The organism is Caballeronia zhejiangensis (genome assembly GCF_000698575.1).
GTDB lineage: Bacteria > Pseudomonadota > Gammaproteobacteria > Burkholderiales > Burkholderiaceae > Caballeronia > Caballeronia zhejiangensis.
The window spans coordinates 95,206-118,169 of the sequence record NZ_JFHD01000018.1; the positions used below are offsets into that span (position 1 = coordinate 95,206).

Below are 22,964 nucleotides of genomic sequence, written 5' to 3' on the forward strand. Positions count from 1 at the left end.
GTGCCTCCCTTAAATGGCCATCGGGGACCAGTTACCGGGCGTGTGCTGGTAGAGCGTCACGCGCTTGGGCTGGCCGTCGATCACGGTTTCGAGACGCACGGCGCGCACGTCATCCTCCTCACGACGCCAGCGGTACATCACGCGGATTTCTGCGTTCAGGTCGCAGCCGAGAAAGAAAGCTGCGATGCGGCGAAGAAGATTCGATTTCATGTGCGCTCCGTTCGGTTTAAGGGGTTCAGGCTGACCGGGACCCTAGATTCCGAGTCCCTTCGTAGGGTTTGTTTTTGCCCGACCGGCAGCTGCTACCGTGCTGCCGCCAGTCCCCTGAGTTCGTCGTCCCGGCGACAAAGGAGCCCGTAGCCGCGAACGGACAAGGGCGTGCCCGGAGGCCGCATGCGGAGCGCAGCCGCAGGCGAGCACCGAACGGGCGAGGACACGGCGAAGCGAACCCTTGGCCGGGCGCGGCGGAGGGCTACTGTCGCGAAAAGGGACGGCGGACTCAGGGGACTGGCGACGGCGTGTCTGCGCGAGAGGGTAAAAACGCCGCGCGGCGAGCGCCCTTCATGCGGCCGCAGGCCGCATCACTTCGGGAAGTTGGATGTCCAGAAGGGACTCGTCCCTTCTGGTCGGCGTCAGCCGAAAGGCAAGCGATGAAAGCCCGAAGGGGCGAGACCCGGGACGGGGCTCGATGACCGGCTCGCGCAGCGTGCCGGGCACGCCGTAGCGGTTTCCGGGCTCTGCCCGGAAATGCCCCTGCAGCTGGTGCTATGACTTGAACTACGACGGCCGATACGCAGCGAAGTGCCGACTGGCCGCTTTCCGCTGCCGAAGCGGGAAGGCGTCGAGATGACGGGCGGCGGACGCAATCGTGGGCATGACGGTATCCCACATTTCCCGGTCAGGCTCGTCGCCGGCGCAATGTTGCTCGAGGAGGGTATTCAGTAGCCGCACGACCAGGCTGAGGTGAGATCTCGTGTGCGGGTCGATCCTCGACGCGTCGTCGGCCAGCAGCAACCGCCATGCGCGGACATGCTCGCCAAGCGTCGACCATTGGGAGGCGCGAACCGGCAAAGAAGACCTGACGCGCCCCGACAGCAGCTCGCCAATGCTCACAGCGATGTGCAGCGCGCCGAGCACACGAATACGGCCGTCGTCGCAATGCGGCGCCTGACGCGACGACTCCATCAGAATGGGTGACATTGTTCGAGCCTCGTCTGAAAATGCCGTTCAAAGCCGGCTGCACTGTCGACGTCGTTCCATTCAATGACCGCGTTCTCGCTGTTCTCGCGTGCGCCGGCAGCCGTGTAATTGATGCTTCCCGTCTGCACACTGCGACCGTCCAGCACCATCGCCTTATCGTGCGAAATTCTGTAGGCGTCGATCGCGCACACTCTTACACCTGCGTTTTCAAGGTAACCGAGCCCTTGCCGGATGTAGCCACTGCGGTCGTTAGCGATACTCTCGCCGTAGTCGACCACGACAGCGACCTGGACACCGGATCGCGCCTTGGCGGCGAGAGCTTGCAGCAGCGGGCGATACGTCATCACGTACGACAGGACATGTATCGACCGTTTGGCGGAATAGACGCCGTACATCACAAGGTCCATTCCGTGATCCTCGGGTGAGAACGCGAACCAGTTGACCCGCTGGGACGGAACGCTCGCGGTATGTGTCGCCCGTGCAGCCTCAAGCTGCGAGGACCAGGGCGATGACCGGGCGGGCGCACTGAAAGCAACACAGCCAAAGACGACCGCGGCCGCAGTAATGCAACGACGCATGATGATTCCCGTAGCGGATGATGTTTATGAATTACTGAACGCCTCGCGGGCTACCGGCGTGGAGGCTCACCATCACTTGCGTGTGAAGCCGGTCCGCAGGCGTGACTACGTACACCTGGGCGATGTCGCCCACTGCATAACGTGAAATGACGGGAGCCCCGTTCTCGATGGCGAGATGGTTTGCTGCGCACTCGTCGGGGGACATTTCTGACCAGTCTCCGATCGCATGCCGAACCACGAATTCGATCTCTGCGCGATGAAACTTTGCAAGTTGCGCGCGCTCGCTGTCCGCCACGCGGACCGTTCCTGTCTGGAGGATCGGGTTCAGCGGCAAACCTCGCAACACGTCGCCCCGGAAATCGACCATGTAGCATTGCCACTCCGGACGCACTTCCTCGGAAAACTTCAGCGCCTGAACCTGTTGTTCAAGGGTGAGCTGGTGGTAGTAGTAGAGATGTGCCATAGGGATCAGGCGCGTTCGGTAACAGCCGCGTCCGCAGTGATGTGAAACGGCAGGACGCTCTGGACGAGTTCCGTGACGCGCGCGCGCCCTTCGGATACGTCCAGGTCGTTGAAGTCGGTCGGCCGGCGTTGGAGCGATACAAAGAACGGTGTCACGACGCGGCCGGCCGCGAGACGGGCCGCGTCCGTGGCCGCTTCGACGCCGGTGTTGCGGGTCGTTACGCGGACGTGCGGCTTATCCGGCACAACGAGGTCGAGCGTCACGCTCCTGACCACGCCCGCGACGCTTTCCAGCGAGAGACGGTATTTACCAAGCCGTGTCTGGTGCCACTTGCCGTCTGCATAGGTGGCGCGGATCTCGACCTCCCGCGTTGCCCCATCGGCGCCGGCGACCACGCGAACCGAAACCGGCTTCGCATCGGGTGAGCCGCCAATCTCCGCGATTCTGGCCAGCGCGTTGTCGAGAAAGAACTGGTCGTTGTCCGCGCAGATGACCTTGGGCTGTGACGGCGGCAGCAACGGCGTGATCTGCCGAACGACCTCGACCAGATTGCCCGCATCGAAAGCGATCACCACGGGCAGTCCGGTCGCTTCGTGCAGCGACGCACCTGTCGCATAACCCTCCGCGAACAGCACCGCAGGCGCGGCCGCAAGGTCGCGCGTGCGCCGCACGCCAATGGGATGGAACGCCCCCTTCTTGCGGGCATCGCGCACGAACATCTTGAAGCCGTCCGGGCCGATCGCCTGAGCCGTAAGCAGTCGGTCCTCTGCATCGCGGCCGGGAATCACGAGATATGTGGCATTGCTACGTTTCAGGACGCTTGGGTCTTTCGCGTTTAACAGCTCTGCCAGATTGTGCTTCGATGCGTGTGCAACGCGCAATCCGTACGCGCCGACGCCCTTCTTGTCCAGATAAGGATGCGGGTGCTGTTCCGCCCTCGGCAACATGGTGAGGATTTTCAGGGAGCGTTGCGCGACAAGTTCCTGAGCGCGGCGCAGGGCTGCTTCGCGCGCGGCCTGCCGTTCCCGACTTTGCGCCTCGAGCGCGGCGCGCTGCTCACGCGTGAGCTTGCCTGCCCGATACCACCACGCGCCCGACGCGCCAACGAAGTTACGGATGTAGCCATGCGGTACTCCGTCAAGTTCGATGATGTAGCCGCCATGCGATCGCGGGCCAGACTTCGTCATGACCATCGCACAGTGCCATTCGCCGTCCGCATACAGCGTGTCAGGCACAATGAGGCCGTAGCTTCGCATCGCCTCGGCAAAGTCGGCAAGGACGTCCGTCCGGTCGATACCGGCAGCGTTCAACGCGGCATCATCCACGACCCACGCTGCGAAAGGTGTCGTATCTGCGGTGGCGGGCAACCAGCAAAGGCGAAGCTCGTGGTCCCATTCTGCGCCCATCGCGCGCGCCTTCGGGATGTCCTTAGTCGGCACCGCAAGGAATATGCGGCCGCCAGGGCGCGTGGTCGGTGGCCGGAGGGGCGCGGCAGCGCCGCGCCGTGCCTGTTGAATAGCTCCCGGCGAGCGCGGGGGCATGCGATCCTGAAAACGCTTAGAGCGCGTGGCCATGACTGGATTCATGATGTGTGGCTGCTCCCGGATGCGATCTGTTGCGACCCGTTGACTTCGAATACCTCGCACTCCTGCGCCTGCTTGTCGTCTGGGAAGATTGGCCCGGTACGGGGCAGGTCCGCGTGCATGAGATAGGCTGGCAACGGGGCATCGCAACCGCCCCATCTGTAGTCGCCTGCCCTGCACCAGTGTCTGCATCCCCCACATACGCGTTCGTCGTCTTTATCCATCGCCCCTCCTGCCGGGTGTCGCTGACCGGGCCCCTAGATTTGGAGTCCCGGCGTCCGTGTTTTGCCGAGACGGCCGCACTTGCCGAAGCTGCCGCCGTTCCCCTGAGTTCATCGTCCCGCGGCCGGTTGTGGTTCGCCGCGGCGGATGTCAAGGAGAAGAGCGCGGGGTGTTGGGGCGGGCGGTCGCGCAGCGACAACACGGCCCCGCGCGCCTTGACGGACGCCAAGACGAACCTATGGTCGCGAGGTTGGACGTGAACGGGTGGGAACGGCCATTGACGGGTTGTGACGTCGAGGTAGAACGCCGCGCGGCGAGCGCCTTTCGCGCCAACGGCGCGACACGACAGCGCGTCCTCAAGGACGAAGAGCGAAGCGGAAAAAAAACCCCGCGTGAGCGGGGCGTAAAACATGCTGCCATTCCGAGGGCCATATGCAGCATGCTGAGAGACCGTACCAGCGATGGTGAGCTTTTCCGGGAGCGAGGCGACCGGACGGCGAGGCGCTGGCAGCCCCGACCGCAGGGAGAGGGGCGAGACTCCGCAGGAGGCTCGACGCATAGCCCGCGTCTTTTGCGGGCGTAGCGCAACATAGCCGGTCTTTGCGGAGCAAAGACGCCCCAATAAATTGGGCTTACTCCTTTCCATCGTCGTCGACCATAACTGACCAGCGACTAACTGCACGGCGACTGGATCGCTCCCTGAGGCTTATCACGATTCGCCATGCCAATGCGATGCAAAATACGACAAACGATAATCCTGCATATCCGACGAGCGCGCGTTTGACGACATACCAGCTCGCACTGCTCGGAGCACAATCTGAAGGAAATGAAACACTCAGTAAGCCACCGACAGACGAACTGCAAAAGCGAACTGCGGATACTACTGCTGGAGCGACCATCCATACAAGCGCACTCAGCGTCAGCAGAATAATCGACCCAACAAAAAATTCAGTTGCGACGGAAAACGTCACAACGCGATCGACATGATTCGGCGTGACTGCCGCCGTTGCGGCCGCAGCTCGGCCCGTGGACACCCTTGCTGCAATGAATCCAAAAACGATCGACGTGAGCATGGCCCCGGCACACTTCAGTTCTGGTTCGTGTTCTGCCGTGGCCCTATGGTATTGCCGATCATGGGTTGAGCGACCATACCTGAAGGAGGTTCGACAGAGATTGACGTGATCGGGGCGACTCTGTTCCCGAAGCGTAGCCTTAGACGACGCGTGTCTGCTGCCGCGCAAGCGGCGAGCATGGCACGCGTTTTCTGGCTTTTGGTTTTTTGCTTCAAGTGGTCTCCGCGGCTACCTTGATGGTCCTGCAAAGCAGGGCCACAATTTAATTTTACTCAGTTCTGCAACTGAGCACAATTATATTATGAAAATGCTTGCGGCCCGAGGGAGGGAGTTCCAAGGGGGAACCGGAACGGGGTTCCTCCTTGGTCGGCGAAGCCGAGTGTCCCTTGTCGCCCAGCGGTCCGAACGATGAGCGCCGGAGGCGCGAAGAGGAAGGATCGTGAGGCGCCGTTTGGCCGGGCGAAGTTACCCACAGAAAAAAAACCCCGCTCAAGGCGGGGCGAAAAAGGTCCGAAGACCCGAGGGAGAAACTGGACGGTCAGGCCGCCTGCCGCATTCCACGCAGTGCTTGCGGATTGGTCGTCGGGAACGGCCAGGCGATCGCTGGCGAAGTCGGCTTGCGGGGCCCATCATCACGGTCGGACTTGCGCGCGCTCACTTCTGCCGGAACGGTTCCGAAATCGGCCGCCTTCGGGAACGGCCACGGTGCCGCATCCGCGTGCTGAGGGCCTTCGGACGCTGCGGAGTCGTCGCACTCTCCGGCGTCGAGCGTGACGTCGTCGCACTCGTCGTCCGCATCGTCGTCGTCATCACCGTAGAACCGTACTTCTGCGACCTGGGCTGCGGCCATGAATTCGGGCAACCAGTCCTTGCCTTGCAGCAGCTTCTCGGCTGCCTGCGCTGCTTCGCCCTTCTTCATCTTGGCGAGCCGCGCCCCTTCTTCCTTCGAGACGACCTCGCTCACGACTGCAACGATGCGATCCTTGGACACATGATCGAGGTAGCTTGCTCGCGTCGGTTGCCAGTAGGCGGACAGGTTCAGGCTCAGAGCGCCCGCCAGAGCATTTACCGCGCTCGGGCCCTCCTCGCGCGAGACGCCGTTGATGCTCAGCGACGTGCAGACAGCCAGCAAGTTCAACAGGCGGTCCTGCGGCTGCTCCAACAGCCAGCCGAACAGCAGGTTGGGATTTTTCGGAATCTGAGCGCGCCATGAGTCCACGTAGGCGCGAAGGCCCGAAGCGTGCTCGGTCTGCTCCAAGTCCGGTGCCGACCGGGCCAGTTCGTAAGTCACTTCGCGCGCGCTGATCTGCGCGACGCTCAGTCGGTCGAGGCTACTACCCGTGTAGAGATATTCGAGCGCAAGCTTGTGAACAGTCGCCACCAGTGCGACCTGCGGATTCTGTGAGAGAGCGGACTGCACAGCAGCCGTCCGGTGCGCCGTCAGGTTCAGCAGCAGCTTTTCGGAGTGAACGCCCTTCTCTTTTTTGGTCAGGCTGTGCGGAACAGCGACGCCGTTGTCCTCCATCATCGCGCGTGCTTCGGCGCGATCTTCGCGACGAACGAGGCCACGCACGACCTCCAGTTCGCCGTGGTAACCAACGGCCACGACAGCGCCGCTGACCTTCATCTGTTCGGCCGTGAAATTGCCTTCCCTTTCGTCCATTTCATCAATGGCTTGCGACACCTTGTCGAATTCGTCGCTCAGGGCTTGCCACGCTTCGTCGCTGAGGTAGGCCTCGTCGCCTTCGTCAGCATTCTCGTGCGCATCCAGCTTGTCCGAGATTTCCCCGGACCGCTTTTCAAGTTCGTCGTAACGCGCCTGTTCGTCAGCGGTCAGGGGTACGGGTTCTGCGTCCAGTTGGGTGAACTGGTTGCGGTCGCTGTAGTCGAACTTCGGTCGGGCCTCGACCCATGCCCATCCTTGCGCCTTGATGGCTTCGACCTCGCTGGCGACCTTTGCATCGAACAGCCGGTTCAGGACGTCGCGGTTGACGATAAAGCCATCGTCGCGCTCGGCAAAGAGATCACGTTCCACGATTCCACCAGCAGCCTCGTAGGCCTCCACCGTGACGAACTTGACCATCCGGTCGCCAAGCGTCAGCTTGTCGCCTTTCAGCACAGCGCGCAGTTCGTGCGGCTGCTGTGACCACGAATGTTTCGCGCCGAACCATGCGGCTTCCTGTCGTTCATGGTCATCGGTCATGGCGAGGGCCTTGATCTGGTCAAGGTCCATTTCGTCGGTAGCGAACAGGTCGAACAGCTTGGGCGACACGTTCGCCAGCTTCAGATAGCCCGCGACGGTCTTAGGCGTTACCTTGAACACAGCGGCGATGAACTCGGGGCTGCGACCTTCATCCGCGAGCGCCTTATAGGCGATAAACTGGTCTGCCGGGTGCGGTGGCACGCGCAGGTCGTTCTCCGATGCACTGGCGAGAATCGCCTCGGCCTCAGTGATGACGATGCAGCGCACCGGAAAATCCTCGCTGATGTGGCCGCGCTCGACGTTGAGAAGCAAAGCCTGTCGGCGCGTTTCTCCTGCATCCACGCCATACGTCTGCGCCCTTTTTGCGGACACCTTCATCGGGTGGACGACCAGATTTTGCAGGAGGTTGACTGCGAGGATATTGTCCGCGATTGCCTCGATGCTCGCCGGGTCACGCTTGGTCTTGCGCTGGTTGTACGGCGAGGCGACCAGACGCTTGAGCGGAATCAGCACCTCTGCCGAGCCTGCCTTGAGTGCGTTCGGCAGTTCTGCGGTCGTCGTGTTCTCGTTCGCGGTCTGGTTGGTGTCGTGGGCGTTCACGGTTTGCATGGCAGTTCCTCAATGAAGGTTGAAGGTGTGACGGGACCGCCGGGCCCCTAGATTCTGAGTCCCGGCGTAAGCCGTTCTGTTGAGTCGGCGGCTTGCGCTTTGCAGCTGCCGCCGTTCCCCTGAGTTCGTCGTCCCGCGACGAAAGGAGCGAGGGCCGACGCCGGGTCAAGGATTGACGCGTGGGGTGGGTGCGGGATGGAGCGATAGCGACTGACACGGCCCCACGCGCCTTGACGCGGCAAAGGCTCGAGCTACAGTCGCGGGAAGTGGACGACGGACCAGGGGACGGCAGGTGTTGGCAGCTGCTGGCCGTCGACGAGGCAGAACGCCCCGCGCGGCGAGCGCGCTATCTGAGCACTGCGACGAGAGGAGCGGTGCGAAGCTGGAGGGGATGGCCCGCGCCGGGGCAAGCTGCGGGACGCAGCGCGCCCCAAGAGCGGCTGGTTCCGGAAACTGGCCCGCGACGAGGCGGCTTGCATGCCGGTCTGCAGGGCAGGCCGGCGGGCAAGGTGCAGCGGGCCGGCTCGATCGCAGCTGTGACACCGCGCACGCGCAAACGAAAAAAAACCCGCCGGTCGGCGGGCTTCACGCGGCACGTATGCGGGTGTCAGTGTCCATCAGCCGATCAGCCCGCCTTTCACCTCGTCAACGGAGTCAGTGAAAGTGTATTTCTTCACACGGCCAGCGTCGTCGAAAAGGATGAGAAGCTGCTTTTTGTGAACGTCGGCGCCACGCGCGAACATCGAAACGATCGGCACGAAGTTGATCGCCTTCGGCGTGGCACGCGCGTAGCTGTACGTCCACTGCTCGACGCTGTTCTCGTTGTAGGTCACCTTCGATGGCGAGCCCAGCGCGTGCAGGACCTCACTCTTGGTCGTCTTCCCTTCATCGATTTGCGCGCTGATGCTGTCGGCGCTCTGCTCCCTCATGGCCATGTTGCCCGCACTGGTTGCGCAGCCCGATACGAGGATGGTGACCACAACTGCAACAAGAATCGACTTCATGATTAAGGCTCCTGATTAAGTGAAAGAGAAAAGCAGATAAGTCACATTCCCGGCTGCTGCGCTACCGCTATTGAAGCAACGCGGTTACATCTCCAGCGTCCTCGACAACATAGGCACCGATGCGGCCGCCCTTGATGCGCCATGCTTTCGCCGTGCAGCCCGCCTTGATCGGCCCGAACAGTTCGACAAAGCACTGCGCGACCTCCTCGACGGTTTCACACGCGGGCGGATCGTATCGGTACTCCACGCGAGTCATACCGAGCGCATCCGGTGCCGAATACACCTCGATCCTGTGATAGTTACCAGCGGCGATTGCCTGCGCAATCGAGCGACCTGCTTCGACCATGAAAAGGCCCTCCTGTTGGGTGTTACGCTGACCGGGACCCTAGATTCCGAGTCCCGGCGTAGAAGTTGTTCTGCCGAGTTGGCGGGCTGCGCTTCGCAGCTGCCGCCGTTCCCCTGAGTTCGTCGTCCCGCGACGATTCGTGCGAGGACCGGCGACGCGTCAAGGAATCAAGCGCGGGGTGGGTGCGGGATGGAGCGCAGCGACTGACACGGCCCCGCGCGCCTTGACGCGGCAAAGGCCTGAGCTAAGGTCGCGGGAACTGGACGGCGAACCAGGGGAACGGTGGGTGTCGGCAGCAGCAGCTCACGCACGAGGCAGGACGCCCCGCGTGGCGAGCGCGCTATCCGAGCGGTGCGACGTCAGGAGCGCCGCGAGGCTGGAGGGGATGGCTCGCGCCGGGGCGAGTCCGCGGGACGCGGCGTGGCCCCAAGAGCGGAGTCGTCCGGTCACCGGGCCGCGAGATCGCAGCTTGCGTGACGGGCTGCGCAGCGGACCGGCACGCAGGGTGCAGCGGCACGGCTCGATAGCGGCGCGCGGCCCAGTAACCGGCAGGGCTGCGACATCTAGTCGCCGGTGTACAGCTGTTCCAGCACGCGATCGGATTCCGGGCGGCTCTCCCAAAGGGCGTCCATGTGCGCCAGGGCGAGGCTTCGGGTCATCGCGTTGTGGACCGTTACGCCGTCGCAGACCACGTCAAAGCTCTGACAGAGGCGACCGTTCGGCGCTCGTCTGGTGACTGGATGGATTGAGAGCTGCATAGATCCTCAGTTGGTAGGGCTGGTGTCCGGCAGGGACAAGCGTCCGGTGTCGTACATGTGCAGCATGGTCAGCAGATATTCGGGGTCGGCGGGCCATCTGCATTGTTGCCAGTACGCGTGCAAGGCGCTGCGAACAGGTGCCCGATATCCGCGCAGGCGGCCGCGAGCTTTGCGCCACTGCGTCGCGCGACGCGAGCGGTCCGCAGCCGTCTGCCGGTCCCACTGCTCGCGTCGCCCCTTCATTTCCTCATCGGCGCCGATCTGCTCGGCGGCGATTTGGTCGGCGAAGAGCGGAAAGGCTTCACGCTCCAGGCGCTGTTTGCGCGCGAACGCGGCGCGCTTACGCGGCGTGTCGGTGAATTCGTAACGTCCATATCGCTTGAATCGCATTTTTGTGGTGGGTGAGCGATCCGCTCACCCTTCCTTTTCGTTACTGGTTAGCTGCAGCGAGTGCGGCGCGCACGTGCCGCGTGATCGCACGCTGCGCGCCTGCATACGTGTTGCGACGCTGCAGCGTGAATCCGCCGTCGGCATACATGATCTGAGTCTGGATGGTCTCGACGCCGTCCTGATAGGCCAGGTGAATGTAGTGCCCTTTGTAGCCGATGGTATGGAACATGTCAGGCCTCGACCGTGACCGGAAATCCTGCTGTGGCGAGTTCAGCGCGCGCCTCGTCGTCCCAGCTCGCGGGCGAATCCGACTCGCAGCGGTAGGCATACTCCAATGCCTTTTCGCGTGCTTCCTCCGTCAACAGGCCGGTGACCTTTACCGCCACTTCGCGGTAGGTGCCGAAGTCGTGCGCGTTACTCTTGATGAAAAGGCCAACGCCTTCCGGCGGCTCGCCCATTGCGCGCTTGATCTGGTTGATGAATGCGCGGCACTCGGCGCGGCTGCACTCCGGGTAATTGGATTCACCGACCTGCGCGCACTGCTCATCGCAGGGAGCGGAACCAATCTCGATCGTTTCGACCATTGCAAAATCCTCCAGTAAGGGGTGTGGTAACGGGATTCAGCACTCGGGGAGGCCACACAGACAGCAGTAACCCGCGTCGCTTTCCTCATTGACGGTCCACTCGTGCGGACACACGAATTGCTCGATCGTTGAACATCCAATCGATGCGTCGTCGCAGTTGATCCACTTCAGCACGTAGCGCGCGGGAATCAACGGATGCTTTGTGCGGAGTCGCTGATACTCCTGCGCAACCGACGCAAATTCGGATAACTGTGAAAAAGTACGCATGCGGTTCTCCTTTGCTGACCGGGACCCTAGATTCCGAGTCCCGGCGTAAAAGTTGTTCTGCCGAGTTGACGGGCTGCGCTTCGCAGCTGCCGCCGTTCCCCTGAGTTCGTCGTCCCGCGACGATTCGTGCGAGGGCCGGCGACGCGTCAAGGAATCAAGCGCGGGGTGGGTGCGGGATGGAGCGCAGCGACTGACACGGCCCCGCGCGCCTTGACGCGGCAAAGGCCTGAGCTAAGGTCGCGGGTACTGGACGGCGAACCAGGGGAACGGCAGGTGTCGGCAGCAGCAGCTCACGCACGAGGCAGGACGCCCCGCGCGGCGAGCGCGCTATCCGAGCGGTGCGACGTCAGGAGCGCTGCGAGGCTGGAGGGGATGGCTCGCGCCGGGGCAAGTCCGCGGGACGCGGCGCGGCCCCAAGAGCGGAGTCGTCCGGTCACCGGGCCGCGATAACGCAGCTTGCGTGACGGGCTGCGCAGCGGACCGGCGCGCAGGGTGCAGCGGTCCGGCTCGATAGCAGCGCGCTGCAGCGCACGTGAAAACGCCGGCTCGCGGCCGGCGTTCATATCGGCGGTGACGTTGGCTAGTGCACCAGTCCTGCGGCCTTCAATGCTTTCGGCAACCAGCGCTTGGCCCGTTCGTTGCCGGGATGGAGTGAGATATTGCGGGTCGAACCGTCGACATATTCACGGTCGCCGTCCGCGGTGATGCAGCTGCATCCGCGTTGCGGGACCGCGCCGATGTAGTCACGCCTGAGGCGGTGGACCAGCTCGCTGAACGTGTGGGGTTCGTCCTGCCAGTCGAAGCCGGTTTCCTCGGCCTCGCCCTGCTCTGCGCTGTCGTCAGTGACAACCTCGTAGGTCTGGTGAAATGTCATCGGTGTCATAGGGGCACTCTCGTTATCTGGTTGGGGATCACGCAGCAGCGGCAAACAGATCAAGTTGCGTTGTCGGCACCGCGATAGACTCGGCGCGCGTCTGCGCGAGCGGGCTGGTCTGCTCGAACTGCTCAAAATCGCATACAACGATTTCGCAGGTCGGCGCGACACCGTGCCACTGCTCCCGGTACATCGCCGTATCGATGCCGCAATTCGGCTCCAGGAGGATTCCCGTCTGCTCCATGAATCGACGGCAGTCGTCACTTTCGCGCACGTCGTAGCGACGCGAGCCGCTGTACACGAACGGGGCCGACGATTGGGGCACGATGAAAACGCCAGTGTCTGCAATACGCGATGCAAGCTCGATCACCTTGTATTCAAAGGTGCTGCCGGTATATCGACCCTCGAAGCCGTGCGCCTTCACGCGGTTGCCAAAGGGCGGATTGCTAATCGCCACGTCGAAGCCGTCAAAATCCTTAAACCAGTCCCCGAAAACATCAGCGTGAATCCACGTCGCGTCCGGCACCAGCTTCCGGCCCACGCGCACATATTCCGCGCACTGCTCCACACACACGACCTGCCGCGCCCTGTTCTCGCACCAATAGGCAAGCGACCCGATGCCCGCGCAGAGATCGACGATCGTATTGCAACGCTCCGGCACCTCCACGGCGAAATCCCGAGCAAGACCCCAAGGGGTGAAAAAAGCGCCCAGCGCTGCATTGTTGCTGCTCGCGCCTTCCTGATAGTGCTCGAACACAAACAGGCGCTCATCGTCTGTCAGGCGGCGCTCAAGCGCAATCAGTTGCTCAACTTCCTGCATTTTCTTGGTCTGTGCGCGGCTCAGCTTCATGTCGTAATCCTTAGTTTCTGCGTTTCTCTGTGGACGATTGAACTGTGTCGGGTGCGTCTCAGTCGCCTATGCCTGTGCGGCGGGCGCTGGCGAGTCCAAAAAAGCCGTTCGCGCCGAGAATGTCGGCGGCCTTGTTGGCAAGCACGCCCAGATGCGGGCCGCTTGGATAGTCGCAGTACCATTCGCCAAGCAGGCAGAAGGAGACCGGCTCACGCGGGCGTTCGAAATCAGCGCACAGGTGCGTGCCTTTCGCCGGGCCCGTGAAGACCGAGCCATTCACTTCGATCCGGTCGAACCTATACGGAAAAGCTCCGCGCACGTAATCGCTTGCCGTCTTCACATCAAACATCGCAATCCCCCTTGCTGACCGGGACCCTAGATTCCGAGTCCCGGCGTAAAAGTTGTTCTGCCGAGTTGGCGGGCTGCGCTTCGCAGCTGCCGCCGTTCCCCTGAGTTCGTCGTCCCGCGACAAAACGTGCGAGGGCCGGCGACGCGTCAAGGGATCAAGCGCGGGGTGGGTGCGGGATGGAGCGATAGCGACTGACACGGCCCCGCGCGCCTTGACGCGGCAAAGGCCTGAGCTAAGGTCGCGGGTACTGGACGGCGAACCAGGGGAACGGCAGGTGTCGGCAGCAGCAGCTCACGCACGAGGCAGGACGCCCCGCGCGGCGAGCGCGCTATCCGAGCGGTGCGACGTCAGGAGCGCGGCGAGGCTGGAGGGGATGGCTCGCGCCGGGGCAAGTCCGCGGGACGCGGCGCGGCCCCAAGAGCGGAGTCGTCCGGTCACCGGGCCGCGAGATCGCAGCTTGCGTGACGGGCTGCGCAGCGGACCGGCGCGCAGGGTGCAGCGGCCCGGCTCGATAGCGATGCCCTGCTGCGCATGTGAAAACGCCGGCTCGCGGCCGGCGTCGATGTTTCGTGCGCTGCGTCACGGGGCGGGTTTCGTCTCGCGCTGGTTGATCGTGATCTTTCCGTCCGGCGACAGGCTGAACTCCCCCGGCGCCGCGAACCCTGGCGGGGTCTTGGGCTCGTATATGCGAATCGTCGCAGGCTTGCCGGTAAGCGGCGGCGGCTGGTCTGCGCAGGCAGTCAGCGCGGCACACGCGGTGCACAGTGTGACGCCAACGGCAAAGCGGCAAATCTTTTTCATCGTTCTTGGTCTCCTCGTATTCGGCCACGTCTTGCGACGTGGCCGCGCATCCGTTACAGCTCGAGCGTCAGCAGCACGGTTCTAACGCGCGTGCCGGACTCCTCGAAAGCGCCGTCGGGCAGCTCCTCCCACAGTCCGCCGTGTTCCTCGACCAGCGGCCGCAATTTCTCCTGCTGTCTCGGACCGTTCGCGCAGATCGCGACAAGTCGCCCGCCCGGTTTCAAAAACCCGAGCGCGCGCGAAATATGCGCGATGTCCTGACCGTTTGCAAACGGCGGATTAATGATGATCTTGTCGAACGCGCCCAACTCCGGGCCGCATTCCATGAAATCCGCGTTCAGCACGCGCGCGGCAGGATAGCGTGCCTCAAGCGCGCGCGCGAGCCCCTGGTTGATTTCGACGGCGGTAACCTGGATCTGGGAAAAGTCGATAGCCTCGGAGACAGCCGACAGAATCCGCCCCGTTCCCGCGCTGAATTCTCCGACGTGTTCGCCCGGCTGTATGTCTGCTTCGTCCACCATGCGCCCGGCAGTCTCGGCGGGAGTCGGGAACAGTTGCGGCGCGCTCACAACTTGCACACCTTCGCGCAGCTGGTCGCGCAGCTGTCGAAGCTTCGCGCCTCGGTCGTCGTCCTCCGGCACTTGCGCGGGGCTCGGTTGGATCGTCGCGCTCGGTTCCGCCTGTCGCTCGATTTCGACGGGCGCGGCGCTCGCCGGCGCGGGACGCTCTACGCGTTTCGCGTCGGTAATGAAAACCTGTTTCAGCGCATACCCTGCATCTGAAACAAGCGCGCGGCGCACGCGGTACGCGCCGTGCTCGGCCGTTGCGGCGATCTTGCGGATGCTCTTGCCGTCTTCGTTTCGCTTCTTCCATTCGTCATTGGTCATCTCGACAAAGCCCTCGCCCGGGTAATTGACCAACGGCGCGAGCTTCGCCTTTTGGGCGACTGCGGCCGCGTCGACGGGATCGGGTGCGCGGTAGTCTTTGACCTCTTCAATCGCGACCTTCCACCGGCTGCTCCACGAGACGACGCGCGGCGACGACGTAGTCAGGCTATTGATGCGCCCGCCTGCCTTGTTCACGCGATGCACGACCAGCCATTCATCGCGGACCAGCACACGGCCGCCAACAGCAATGTCGAATTTGTCGGCCGCGATGCCGCCGGCCTCGCCGAGCATCGCGCGCTCGTACGCCAGACGGTTATCGACGTGCGCAATCCAGCGACCATAAAAAGCGATCGTGCGCGCGTGCGCCTTGAGCGCCCTGTCGCGCAACTGCTCGATGTCGGCTCCCTCGGCGCACAGCATCGTGTAAAGCGACGTGACCTGTCCGTCCACCTTGAAATAGAGATGGTCATAGCCAGCAATCGCTTTCGCCTGCTCGTGGGTGAGCTCTGGCTTGCTCCACAGTTTCGTAAATTTTTGCGCGTTGTCGATCTCTTTCTGGTACTTGCGGCGGTCCGACTCCAGCCCCTTGATGCGACGATGGCGAACGTCCGGGCGTTCCTTGTATTTCGCGTGCGCCAGTGCGCCCTTGGCGCGACGCGTCCAGTATTCGGACGTCTCCCACGCGTTCACGGCGCGACGCATCCCGGCCTCGATGCGTTCGGCGTCACGCCGCGCGCGGCGCTCGCTATGGTGGCCAACCAAGATGGGCTGACCGAGCGGGATATGCTCGGTGATGCTCTGGACGTTCGAATACGCTGCATCGCCTTCGCGCGCGCGGTTCTCGCTGTAACCATCGAAGCGGTCCGCGCGTTCCTCGGCGCGGTCGACAAGACTGGTGTCTTCGTCGCCGATCTCGCCGCACAACTCCAGCAGCAGATCCTCGCGGGACGGTGTCCACATCGGCGCCACGAAAAGATCCTGTTTCGGCGCGAATCGGAACCCTTCGCTGCTCACGCGCTGATAAAGCGCCTCGTCGAGGCGGTGCGGCGAGTACAAACGCAGCTTGTTGTCTTCCGGCGAGTAGGTAGCGCTGAAGTTGGACATACAGTTTTCTCCTGACGGGTTGGTAGCTGACCGGGACCCTAGATTCGGAGTCCCGGCGTAAAAGTTGTTCTGCCGAGTTGGCGGGCTGCGCTTCGCAGCTGCCGCCGTTCCCCTGAGTTCGTCGTCCCGCGACGATTCGTGCGAGGGCCGGCGACGCGTCAAGGAATCAAGCGCGGGGTGGGTGCGGGATGGAGCGATAGCGACTGACACGGCCCCGCGCGCCTTGACGCGGCAAAGGCCTGAGCTAAGGTCGCGGGTACTGGACGGCGAACCAGGGGAACGGTGGGTGTCGGCAGCAGCAGCTCACGCACGAGGCAGGACGCCCCGCGCGGCGAGCGCGCTATCCGAGCGGTGCGACGTCAGGAGCGCTGCGAGGCTGGAGGGGATGGCTCGCGCCGGGGCAAGTCCGCGGGACGCGGCGTGGCCCCAAGAGCGGAGTCGTCCGGTCACCGGGCCGCGATATCGCAGCTTGCGTGACGGGCTGCGCAGCGGACCGGCGCGCAGGGTGCAGCGGCACGGCTCGATAGCGACGCCCTGCGGCGAACGTGAAAACGCCGGCTCGCGGCCGGCGTTTGGGTGGGCGTGGGTCAGCGCACGAGCGAGGACCAGACGCTCAGGCCGTCCCCCATTGATCGCAGATAGACGACCCGGCCATTAACTGAGTCGTGGTGACTGGCGACGCATGCGAAGCGCTTTTCTTTGAGTTCCATCTCCCGGTCCGAAATCAGGCGCTCGCGCGTGCCTCCTGGCCGGTTGAGTCGATCGTGCTTGTAATAGCGGTCCATCGCGTCCGCGACGCTCGACGCCTTGTCGATCTGGCTCTCCAGGGACCAGTCCGGCTCCCAGTAGGGTTTGCTGCGTCGCTCGCCTTCCTCTCGTTCGAACGCGTCCAGTTCAGCCAGATAAGCTGCGTCGGATAGATCAACCGATCGCGTGCCCGGCGCTTCGCCGTTCAGAATCGCGCGGCTCGCGTGCAACATACGCACTTGCTCGCTGTCGAGTTCCATCGTCATCAACTCGCGCACACGCTTCATATGGTGCAGCCGATCGTAATGACACTGGCGCGCATGCAGTCGCTTCGCGGCATCCGCGCCGACTGTCGAAGGCCTCGGCGTGACGTCAACGTACCCGAGGCCGTCCCAGCGCTGCAACGTCTCGCGCTTCGCGGTATCACTCGATCGCAGCGCCTCCCGGAACGCGTCGTCATCGTCCGTCGCGCCTATCATGATCCAGCCAAATGCGCCCTTGCAGCGATAGGACCGTAGTCCCTCTGCAGCCAGTGGGCGATCGCACATGTTCATTGGTCCGGCCGCAGTGTGCTGGGACGCGCTATCGTGAGCAAAAGTCATGATGTTCCTTTCGGGCCGATCGTTCGGCCCGTTGTCTGGATTAGTCGAAGGCCGTGACGGGGCGGCGGCGCTCGGGGTGATGCGCCGCATGCTGCGCGAAGCGGTACGCGTCCAACAGGCTCGGACGCAACGCTTCGTAACTGTCCGCGATGTAGACCTTGAAGCCCTCGCAGTCGCGACCAATCAGCACGTCGCGACCATTGATGACAGCGCGGAAATTCGCATCGTTCGTGTCTGCGTCCAGCGTCATGACCGGCTGGCCGATGCGCCGCGCCTCCAGACATTCGCGATGTCCGAACAAGCTGAGGCAGTGATAGGGCGTCCAGCCGAAGCCGCCGCCGGCGCTTTTCCGGTCATAAAGCATCGCCGACGTGAGATGAAATACTTCGCTCGCGTGCTGGTTGCAGACCTCACATGCGCCGTAGCGCTCGCTCGATGAACCAGTGGTTTTCATGCGGTAGCGGAACACGGCGTTGCCGTGCTCGTGAACCGTGATGTGCAAAGCCTGCGCGTTCATTGCTGCCCCGCTTTTGCGGCCAGTCGCTCGCTTTCCTTCTTCAGCGCATACGGCAGCAGGTTCGCGATCTGTTCATCGCTGAGCGTTTCGAGCAGTGTCAGCACTGACGCGCCCTGTTCGTTCACCACGATGGTTTTCTCGCCTGCATGCTCGCCCCACTGCGGACCGGCGGGGCCCTTGAAGTCGCGGTGCGTGTGGCGATAGATGATCGCGAGCTTCTGCTTGCGCGAAAGCGTGGTTGGGTCGATGGGCTGGGCTGCTGGTGAAGGCATTGCAATCTCCAAAGGTTGAAAGCTGACCGGGACCCTAGATTCCGAGTCCCGGCGTAAAAGTTGTTCTGCCGAGTTGGCGGGCTGCGCTTCGCAGCTGCCGCCGTTCCCCTGAGTTCGTCGTCCCGCGACAAAACGTGCGAGGGCCGGCGACGCGTCAAGGGATCAAGCGCGGGGTGGGTGCGGGATGGAGCGATAGCGACCGACACGGCCCCGCGCGCCTTGACGCGGCAAAGGCCTGAGCTAAGGTCGCGGGAACTGGACGGCGAACCAGGGGAACGGTAGGTGTCGGCAGCAGCAGCTCACGCACGAGGCAGGACGCCCCGCGCGGCGAGCGCGCTATCCGAGCGGCGCGACGTCAGGAGCGCTGCGAGGCTGGAGGGGATGGCTCGCGCCGGGGCAAGTCCGCGGACGCGGCGTGGCCCCAAGAGCGGAGTCGTCCGGTCACCGGGCCGCGAGATCGCAGCTTGCGTGACGGGCTGCGCAGCGGACCGGCGCGCAGGATGCAGCGGCACGGCTGGATGCGCGTTGAAGCCACAAAGAAACAAACCCGCCAGAGGCGGGCTTGTACGAGCGTTGGTCGGATTCAAAATCCTGCACGTATCGCGAGCGGAAGCGCCTCTTCGATAGGAAGTGGATTGAGCATTACCGCATTGGGGTAATGCTTCTTCACCGCACCCATGACCAGCTCGACATTCTGACCAGCACGAACCGGATAGGTGTACGGGATGCCTGCTTCGATGAAAACGATTTTTGTCTTGAACGCCCGATTGAGACGCCGCTCGCACCGGACAGCGTTCACCAATTGGTCAACGACCATGTCGGGCGTTAGGCAGGCAAGTCGTTCGTCCTGCTTGTACTTCGGCAGCGTCAGGACGTATGCGTGAAACGCGGCTTCCTCGACGGTGCCGCCAAACTCGCACGGTTCGTCCCTAAAGTCGACCGTCTTGACGATTGCGCGCGCGCCAATATCGACCCAGCGGAAAATGAAAGCGCCACCGCGCGCGTTGTTGATGACTTCCGCCACCGTCTTACCGTCGCGTAACAGGGTGAGACTGAAGCCCTGCCCCTGCATCCCATCGAACGTCTTGAGTCTGGAAATCGTGTATTGGCTCATCGCTGCACCTGTTGAACGGTGTGCTGATTGGAACGCTGGGTGCCGCGCAGTGCTTGCGCAAGGCGAGTAACGGCGGGTGACGGCGCATCACCGGCTCTCCGACCGAAACCAATGATTGCCGGATCGGCATTGACGGCGAAGAAACGCACCGCCATTTGTCGTAGCGGCGATTCCAGTATTCCAGCCTCCGGATACAGGCGATCCAGCGTCATCAGTTGGCTCAGCACGAGGCGACTAATGTCGCTCCACGTTCTGCGAGGAGCGCGACGCCAGACACTTGGCGCGTCGGTCACGATGGTGTTCAGCATCACGCGGATCTGGGCGCTTCGGACGGGTTCCAGCGTGTGAAGCGGCCACTTGCCCGGTAAGGCCACGTGATACGAATTTGCTTTGTTCATGGTCTTGATAGTTGGTCGCGGGCACCGGCTCTGGTGCCCGTCTGGTGGCTCTTACAGGTCCGCCCATGCAAGGTCGGCCTTCGTGTCAGGTCCCGCGCCGAAGAGACGTTCGGCCTGATACCGGACGCGCTCGCGAGCGCCGTCGATAATCAGCGTCCCGCGCCCGAAATACCGGCCCAGCAGCGCGCGCTGTTCATTGGCTAGCAGTTTTCCGCGCCATTGACCATCGCACCGTCCAGTCCGGTTGACCAGAAAGAGCCCGATCTTCGCGGCCTGTTCATGCGGGTTTGGCTGCGCCGCCAGTACGGGATCGGCGTCCCGGTCAACCGGCGCAAGGCTTGCATCGCGGAAAGTCCGCTTGTATTGCGTCGGCCCCACGGCCAGTCCCCACTCGACGGTGTGCTGGATGCGCTGCCGTGCCTCGGCCGGGGTGCGCGCTAGCGCGGTGTCGTATGCGCGGCCGCAACGGGATTTGCGGATGTTGAAAAATGCCTGACCCGGGCGTGACTCGAAACGCTCGACGTCGATCTGGTAGTGACCGTGCTTGCCGCCGCCTTCCCAGCGCTCAACCAGTTGGGCTTTCATGCTGCCTCCACGCGACGGCCAAAGAGCATCAGCGCGATCGCTTCGAGGCGACCGGCGGCTTCCAGAACCGATGCGCCGTCGTCGGCGCGCACGGTGATGTAGTTCGACGCATTGCGGGGCCGCCCGGCGGCGTCACGCGCGATATGCACGATGCCGACTCCCGCCGCACGCAAGCCGCGCCGCACGTACTCGGCAAACGTCGAGGCATCGCCAAGCTCCTTGTCGATCCTGCGCATCCGGTCGCGCATGCGTTCCATCTTGCGCACAGCAGCGCGAAGCTCGTCCAGTTCGGCGCTGACGCTATTCAACACGACACGCTGACCGAAAGTCGCTGCGTGTTCCCGATTCACGAACGCACGCATTTCGATTGCGCCCGTAAACTCGTATCCGGTCGCACTGACGACAGCGCGCTGGATTTCTGCAACGATTTCGGTGACCCCTTGACCCTGCTCGATATAAAGCAGGGCGTGGAGTGGGGATTTCGTGTCGCGTCGGGTCATGGCATGGCTCCTTGATTTGCTGACCGGGCCCCAAGATTCAGAGCCCTTCGTAGGGTTTCCTTTCGGCGGACGCTGGACCGGGTTGCAGCGTTGCCGCCGTTCCCCTGAGTTCATCGCCCTGCGACCCAAGGAGCCTGAGGAGGACGGGTGTCAAGGAAGCAAGTGCGGGGAAGGTGCGGGATGGAGCGAAGCGACTGACACGGCCCCGCACGCCTTGACGCCAGGCCGACGATGGCTACGGTCGCAGTGGTGGGCGATGACGGGGAACGGCGCGTAACGCCGTGAGTGCGATCGCGCGAAAGGCCCGCGCGGGTAGCGCCCTTTCGCGTAGCGAAGCGCAGCGACTGGATTGGGCGGCCCGCGCCGGGCGGAGCCCTGGAGCGGTCACTGCGTTTTTTCACCGGGACGGGAGGCTTGGCAAGCAGCGTGACCGGCAGCGCCGGGAGAACGCTGCTTGCCCCGGCCCGGCTGGATACGTGCAGCGCCGTCGACGCGAAGCTGACTGGCTGGTTATGACCGTGCGATCAGGAATCGCGACACCTGCGCGCGGGTGCGCAGTGTGATGTCCTTCGTCTCTGTCCAACGCCTGCCTCCGGACAGGCAAATCACCGGATCGGCAACCGTCACATGCGACACCTCGGCGCACGAGTTGTCTTCAACAATCGCGTACCCTGCCGCCAACAGTTCGCGCACGTCGTCAGATGTGATAGCCCTGTCCATCATCGTCCTCATTGTGATTCGTTCAACGCGCCCGCCGGTGCGGGCGCCGTTCCGCACGAGTGCTAGCCAGCGCTCTGTGCGATCAGCTCATGCAGGTCCTTTCCGTCGAGAGTGACCGACCGCGTTCCCGTGAATAGCGACTGCGATTTCCGCACGACTTCGCATTCCGCAATCTGAACGAGAGCGATAAGGTCGTCGGCATTGAGTGTCGAGCCCGCCGACTCCAGACAAACGATGCCTTTCGGCGATTCGCCGTGACTCCACGGCGTCATCTGAACGTCAATGGACGCGATACGGATCTCGCCACGCATCACGGCGCCGTTGGTGACCGTGTACTGCATCTGGCCCATCCGCTCACGCATTCGAGCCACATCCACCTGCGTGACGGTCGCAAGCCGCGCGTCGACCAGGTAGCAGTCGAGGTTGTCCGTAATGTTGAGCGCCGCAGCAAGCTCTTCGTGCATCTTCGGATGCCGTCCGAGTTGGACGAGGTGCGTCCCAGTGTCCCGGACGATCCAGCCGTACGTACCGCTTGCGCTGGTTCGTTCGAGGTAAGCCCGATCGTACTTGTAGAAATCCTGACGGTAATGCTGCAGCCGGCTGTCCGCCGCGTCGATGATTCGGCTCATCGCCGCGAACACACGTTCAACACGCGCAGTGGCGGCTGATGTCCGGCGTGCGCTATCAATCGCAGAGTGAGCGATAGACGCGGGCGCGAGGTCCAGTTCAGTTTGCATGCGAATCTCCGTTGGAAGAAAAGAGGGAAAACTGCTCAGGCGTGTCGGTGTCGGGCTCGGCGGAAAGAGCCTCTGTCACCCAGACCGGCTTGTCGCGAGACCCTGCCCATGCCTTCGCAAAAGTGACCAGACAAGCTCGGCAGCACTGGTTCCGGTAGGCGGGCACCTGCACTGGTGCATAAACCGCGTGATGTGCCTTGCCGTCGCCGCGGGGCGCACCACAAAGCGTGGTCCCTGCCAGCGGCCCCGTATAGGTCAGGTGGATAGGAGGGGTTGCCGCGTCCGTTGCTGTGGCTCGATCCTCATTTCGATGTCGCTCGAAACCTGCACGTTCGGCTTGCGTGCGCGTGCCAAATGCCAGCCCGGGCGCGTGCACGTGCGTGTAGTAGTGCTCACCTGTAGCTTGACGCTGGCCCGGGGTCAGGCGGTGGCTCGCAGCGTGGTTCGCGCGCTGCTCGCTCGTAAAGCGCTGAAAGCTGCGGGTGGCCGGAAATTGCTTGCGATACTTATCGAAGTCCATCCTGCGCTCCTGTTCAATGAATTAGCTGACCGGGACCCTAGATTCCGAGTCCCGGCGTAAAAGTTGTTCTGCCGAGTTGGCGGGCTGCGCTTCGCAGCTGCCGCCGT

27 protein-coding genes are annotated in these 22,964 nt (G+C 63.2%); all 27 read right to left on the reverse strand.

Going from position 1 to position 22,964, the window contains the following annotated elements; all coding sequences use genetic code 11:
* Nucleotides 1-9: 9 nt before the first annotated feature.
* The 27 genes from BG60_RS21855 to BG60_RS38300 all read right to left on the reverse strand — a co-directional run bounded on the left by BG60_RS21855 (nucleotide 10) and on the right by BG60_RS38300 (nucleotide 22,857).
* The gene (locus BG60_RS21855; protein WP_033537028.1) at nucleotides 10-210 is read right to left on the reverse strand and encodes a hypothetical protein; all 201 of its coding nucleotides are present in this window, start codon (nucleotides 208-210) and stop codon (nucleotides 10-12) included.
* Between the two features lie 567 nt (nucleotides 211-777).
* Nucleotides 778-1,200: a hypothetical protein gene (locus BG60_RS21860; protein WP_144403811.1), complete on the reverse strand. Its 423-nt coding sequence runs from the start codon at nucleotides 1,198-1,200 to the stop codon at nucleotides 778-780.
* The gene (locus BG60_RS21865; RefSeq protein ID WP_233392132.1) at nucleotides 1,185-1,607 is read right to left on the reverse strand and encodes a phospholipase D-like domain-containing protein; all 423 of its coding nucleotides are present in this window, start codon (nucleotides 1,605-1,607) and stop codon (nucleotides 1,185-1,187) included. Before BG60_RS21865 ends, BG60_RS21860 begins: the two co-directional genes overlap by 16 nt.
* A gap of 202 nt (nucleotides 1,608-1,809) precedes the next feature.
* Complete coding sequence (locus BG60_RS21870) at nucleotides 1,810-2,241, reverse strand: hypothetical protein (protein WP_033537031.1); 432 nt, start codon at nucleotides 2,239-2,241, stop codon at nucleotides 1,810-1,812.
* A gap of 5 nt (nucleotides 2,242-2,246) precedes the next feature.
* Nucleotides 2,247-3,827, reverse strand: a complete 1,581-nt coding sequence (locus BG60_RS21875; RefSeq protein ID WP_144403812.1) for a DUF5710 domain-containing protein — start codon at nucleotides 3,825-3,827, stop codon at nucleotides 2,247-2,249.
* 1,830 nt (nucleotides 3,828-5,657) lie between these two features.
* Entirely contained in the window at nucleotides 5,658-7,931 is a 2,274-nt protein-coding gene (locus BG60_RS21880; RefSeq protein ID WP_051996582.1) for a ParB/RepB/Spo0J family partition protein, read from the reverse strand.
* A gap of 617 nt (nucleotides 7,932-8,548) precedes the next feature.
* Nucleotides 8,549-8,935, reverse strand: coding sequence for an outer membrane protein assembly factor BamE domain-containing protein (gene bamE, locus BG60_RS21885; RefSeq protein ID WP_033537032.1), 387 nt, complete (start codon nucleotides 8,933-8,935; stop codon nucleotides 8,549-8,551).
* A gap of 67 nt (nucleotides 8,936-9,002) precedes the next feature.
* Entirely contained in the window at nucleotides 9,003-9,281 is a 279-nt protein-coding gene (locus BG60_RS21890; RefSeq protein WP_033537033.1) for a hypothetical protein, read from the reverse strand.
* Between the two features lie 764 nt (nucleotides 9,282-10,045).
* On the reverse strand, nucleotides 10,046-10,429 hold the full coding sequence (locus BG60_RS21895) for a hypothetical protein (RefSeq protein WP_033535947.1): 384 nt from the start codon (nucleotides 10,427-10,429) through the stop codon (nucleotides 10,046-10,048).
* 40 nt (nucleotides 10,430-10,469) lie between these two features.
* Nucleotides 10,470-10,658, reverse strand: coding sequence for a hypothetical protein (locus BG60_RS21900; RefSeq protein ID WP_033535946.1), 189 nt, complete (start codon nucleotides 10,656-10,658; stop codon nucleotides 10,470-10,472).
* Nucleotide 10,659: 1 nt separating this feature from the next.
* Complete coding sequence (locus tag BG60_RS21905) at nucleotides 10,660-11,013, reverse strand: hypothetical protein (RefSeq protein WP_033535945.1); 354 nt, start codon at nucleotides 11,011-11,013, stop codon at nucleotides 10,660-10,662.
* A gap of 36 nt (nucleotides 11,014-11,049) precedes the next feature.
* Nucleotides 11,050-11,280, reverse strand: a complete 231-nt coding sequence (locus BG60_RS21910) for a hypothetical protein (protein WP_033535944.1) — start codon at nucleotides 11,278-11,280, stop codon at nucleotides 11,050-11,052.
* Nucleotides 11,281-11,860: 580 nt separating this feature from the next.
* Nucleotides 11,861-12,163, reverse strand: coding sequence for a hypothetical protein (locus tag BG60_RS21915; protein WP_033536650.1), 303 nt, complete (start codon nucleotides 12,161-12,163; stop codon nucleotides 11,861-11,863).
* 28 nt (nucleotides 12,164-12,191) lie between these two features.
* Nucleotides 12,192-13,004: a methyltransferase gene (locus BG60_RS21920; protein WP_033536651.1), complete on the reverse strand. Its 813-nt coding sequence runs from the start codon at nucleotides 13,002-13,004 to the stop codon at nucleotides 12,192-12,194.
* 58 nt (nucleotides 13,005-13,062) lie between these two features.
* Nucleotides 13,063-13,353, reverse strand: a complete 291-nt coding sequence (locus tag BG60_RS21925; RefSeq protein WP_033536652.1) for a hypothetical protein — start codon at nucleotides 13,351-13,353, stop codon at nucleotides 13,063-13,065.
* Between the two features lie 579 nt (nucleotides 13,354-13,932).
* Complete coding sequence (locus BG60_RS21930) at nucleotides 13,933-14,154, reverse strand: hypothetical protein (protein ID WP_033537241.1); 222 nt, start codon at nucleotides 14,152-14,154, stop codon at nucleotides 13,933-13,935.
* A 53-nt stretch (nucleotides 14,155-14,207) separates the two neighbouring features.
* Entirely contained in the window at nucleotides 14,208-16,145 is a 1,938-nt protein-coding gene (locus BG60_RS21935; protein ID WP_033537242.1) for a DUF3560 domain-containing protein, read from the reverse strand.
* A gap of 587 nt (nucleotides 16,146-16,732) precedes the next feature.
* A complete protein-coding gene (locus tag BG60_RS36375) occupies nucleotides 16,733-17,494 on the reverse strand; it encodes a hypothetical protein (RefSeq protein WP_049815773.1) in 762 nt (253 codons plus the stop codon).
* Nucleotides 17,495-17,534: 40 nt separating this feature from the next.
* Nucleotides 17,535-18,011, reverse strand: coding sequence for a hypothetical protein (locus BG60_RS21945; RefSeq protein WP_029672638.1), 477 nt, complete (start codon nucleotides 18,009-18,011; stop codon nucleotides 17,535-17,537).
* A complete protein-coding gene (locus tag BG60_RS21950) occupies nucleotides 18,008-18,283 on the reverse strand; it encodes a hypothetical protein (protein ID WP_029672639.1) in 276 nt (91 codons plus the stop codon). Before BG60_RS21950 ends, BG60_RS21945 begins: the two co-directional genes overlap by 4 nt.
* A gap of 583 nt (nucleotides 18,284-18,866) precedes the next feature.
* Nucleotides 18,867-19,397, reverse strand: a complete 531-nt coding sequence (locus tag BG60_RS21955; RefSeq protein ID WP_029672564.1) for a hypothetical protein — start codon at nucleotides 19,395-19,397, stop codon at nucleotides 18,867-18,869.
* A complete protein-coding gene (locus BG60_RS21960; RefSeq protein ID WP_029672565.1) occupies nucleotides 19,394-19,795 on the reverse strand; it encodes a hypothetical protein in 402 nt (133 codons plus the stop codon). Before BG60_RS21960 ends, BG60_RS21955 begins: the two co-directional genes overlap by 4 nt.
* 51 nt (nucleotides 19,796-19,846) lie before the next feature.
* A complete protein-coding gene (locus BG60_RS21965; RefSeq protein WP_029672566.1) occupies nucleotides 19,847-20,380 on the reverse strand; it encodes a hypothetical protein in 534 nt (177 codons plus the stop codon).
* The gene (locus BG60_RS21970; protein WP_029672567.1) at nucleotides 20,377-20,880 is read right to left on the reverse strand and encodes a hypothetical protein; all 504 of its coding nucleotides are present in this window, start codon (nucleotides 20,878-20,880) and stop codon (nucleotides 20,377-20,379) included. Before BG60_RS21970 ends, BG60_RS21965 begins: the two co-directional genes overlap by 4 nt.
* Nucleotides 20,881-21,390: 510 nt before the next feature.
* Nucleotides 21,391-21,612: a hypothetical protein gene (locus tag BG60_RS21975; RefSeq protein WP_029672568.1), complete on the reverse strand. Its 222-nt coding sequence runs from the start codon at nucleotides 21,610-21,612 to the stop codon at nucleotides 21,391-21,393.
* A gap of 50 nt (nucleotides 21,613-21,662) precedes the next feature.
* Nucleotides 21,663-22,337 carry a hypothetical protein gene (locus BG60_RS21980; protein ID WP_029672569.1) on the reverse strand — a complete coding sequence of 225 codons (675 nt, stop codon included), beginning with the start codon at nucleotides 22,335-22,337 and terminating at the stop codon, nucleotides 21,663-21,665.
* Nucleotides 22,327-22,857 carry a hypothetical protein gene (locus tag BG60_RS38300; protein ID WP_029672570.1) on the reverse strand — a complete coding sequence of 177 codons (531 nt, stop codon included), beginning with the start codon at nucleotides 22,855-22,857 and terminating at the stop codon, nucleotides 22,327-22,329. Before BG60_RS38300 ends, BG60_RS21980 begins: the two co-directional genes overlap by 11 nt.
* Nucleotides 22,858-22,964 lie beyond the last annotated feature (107 nt).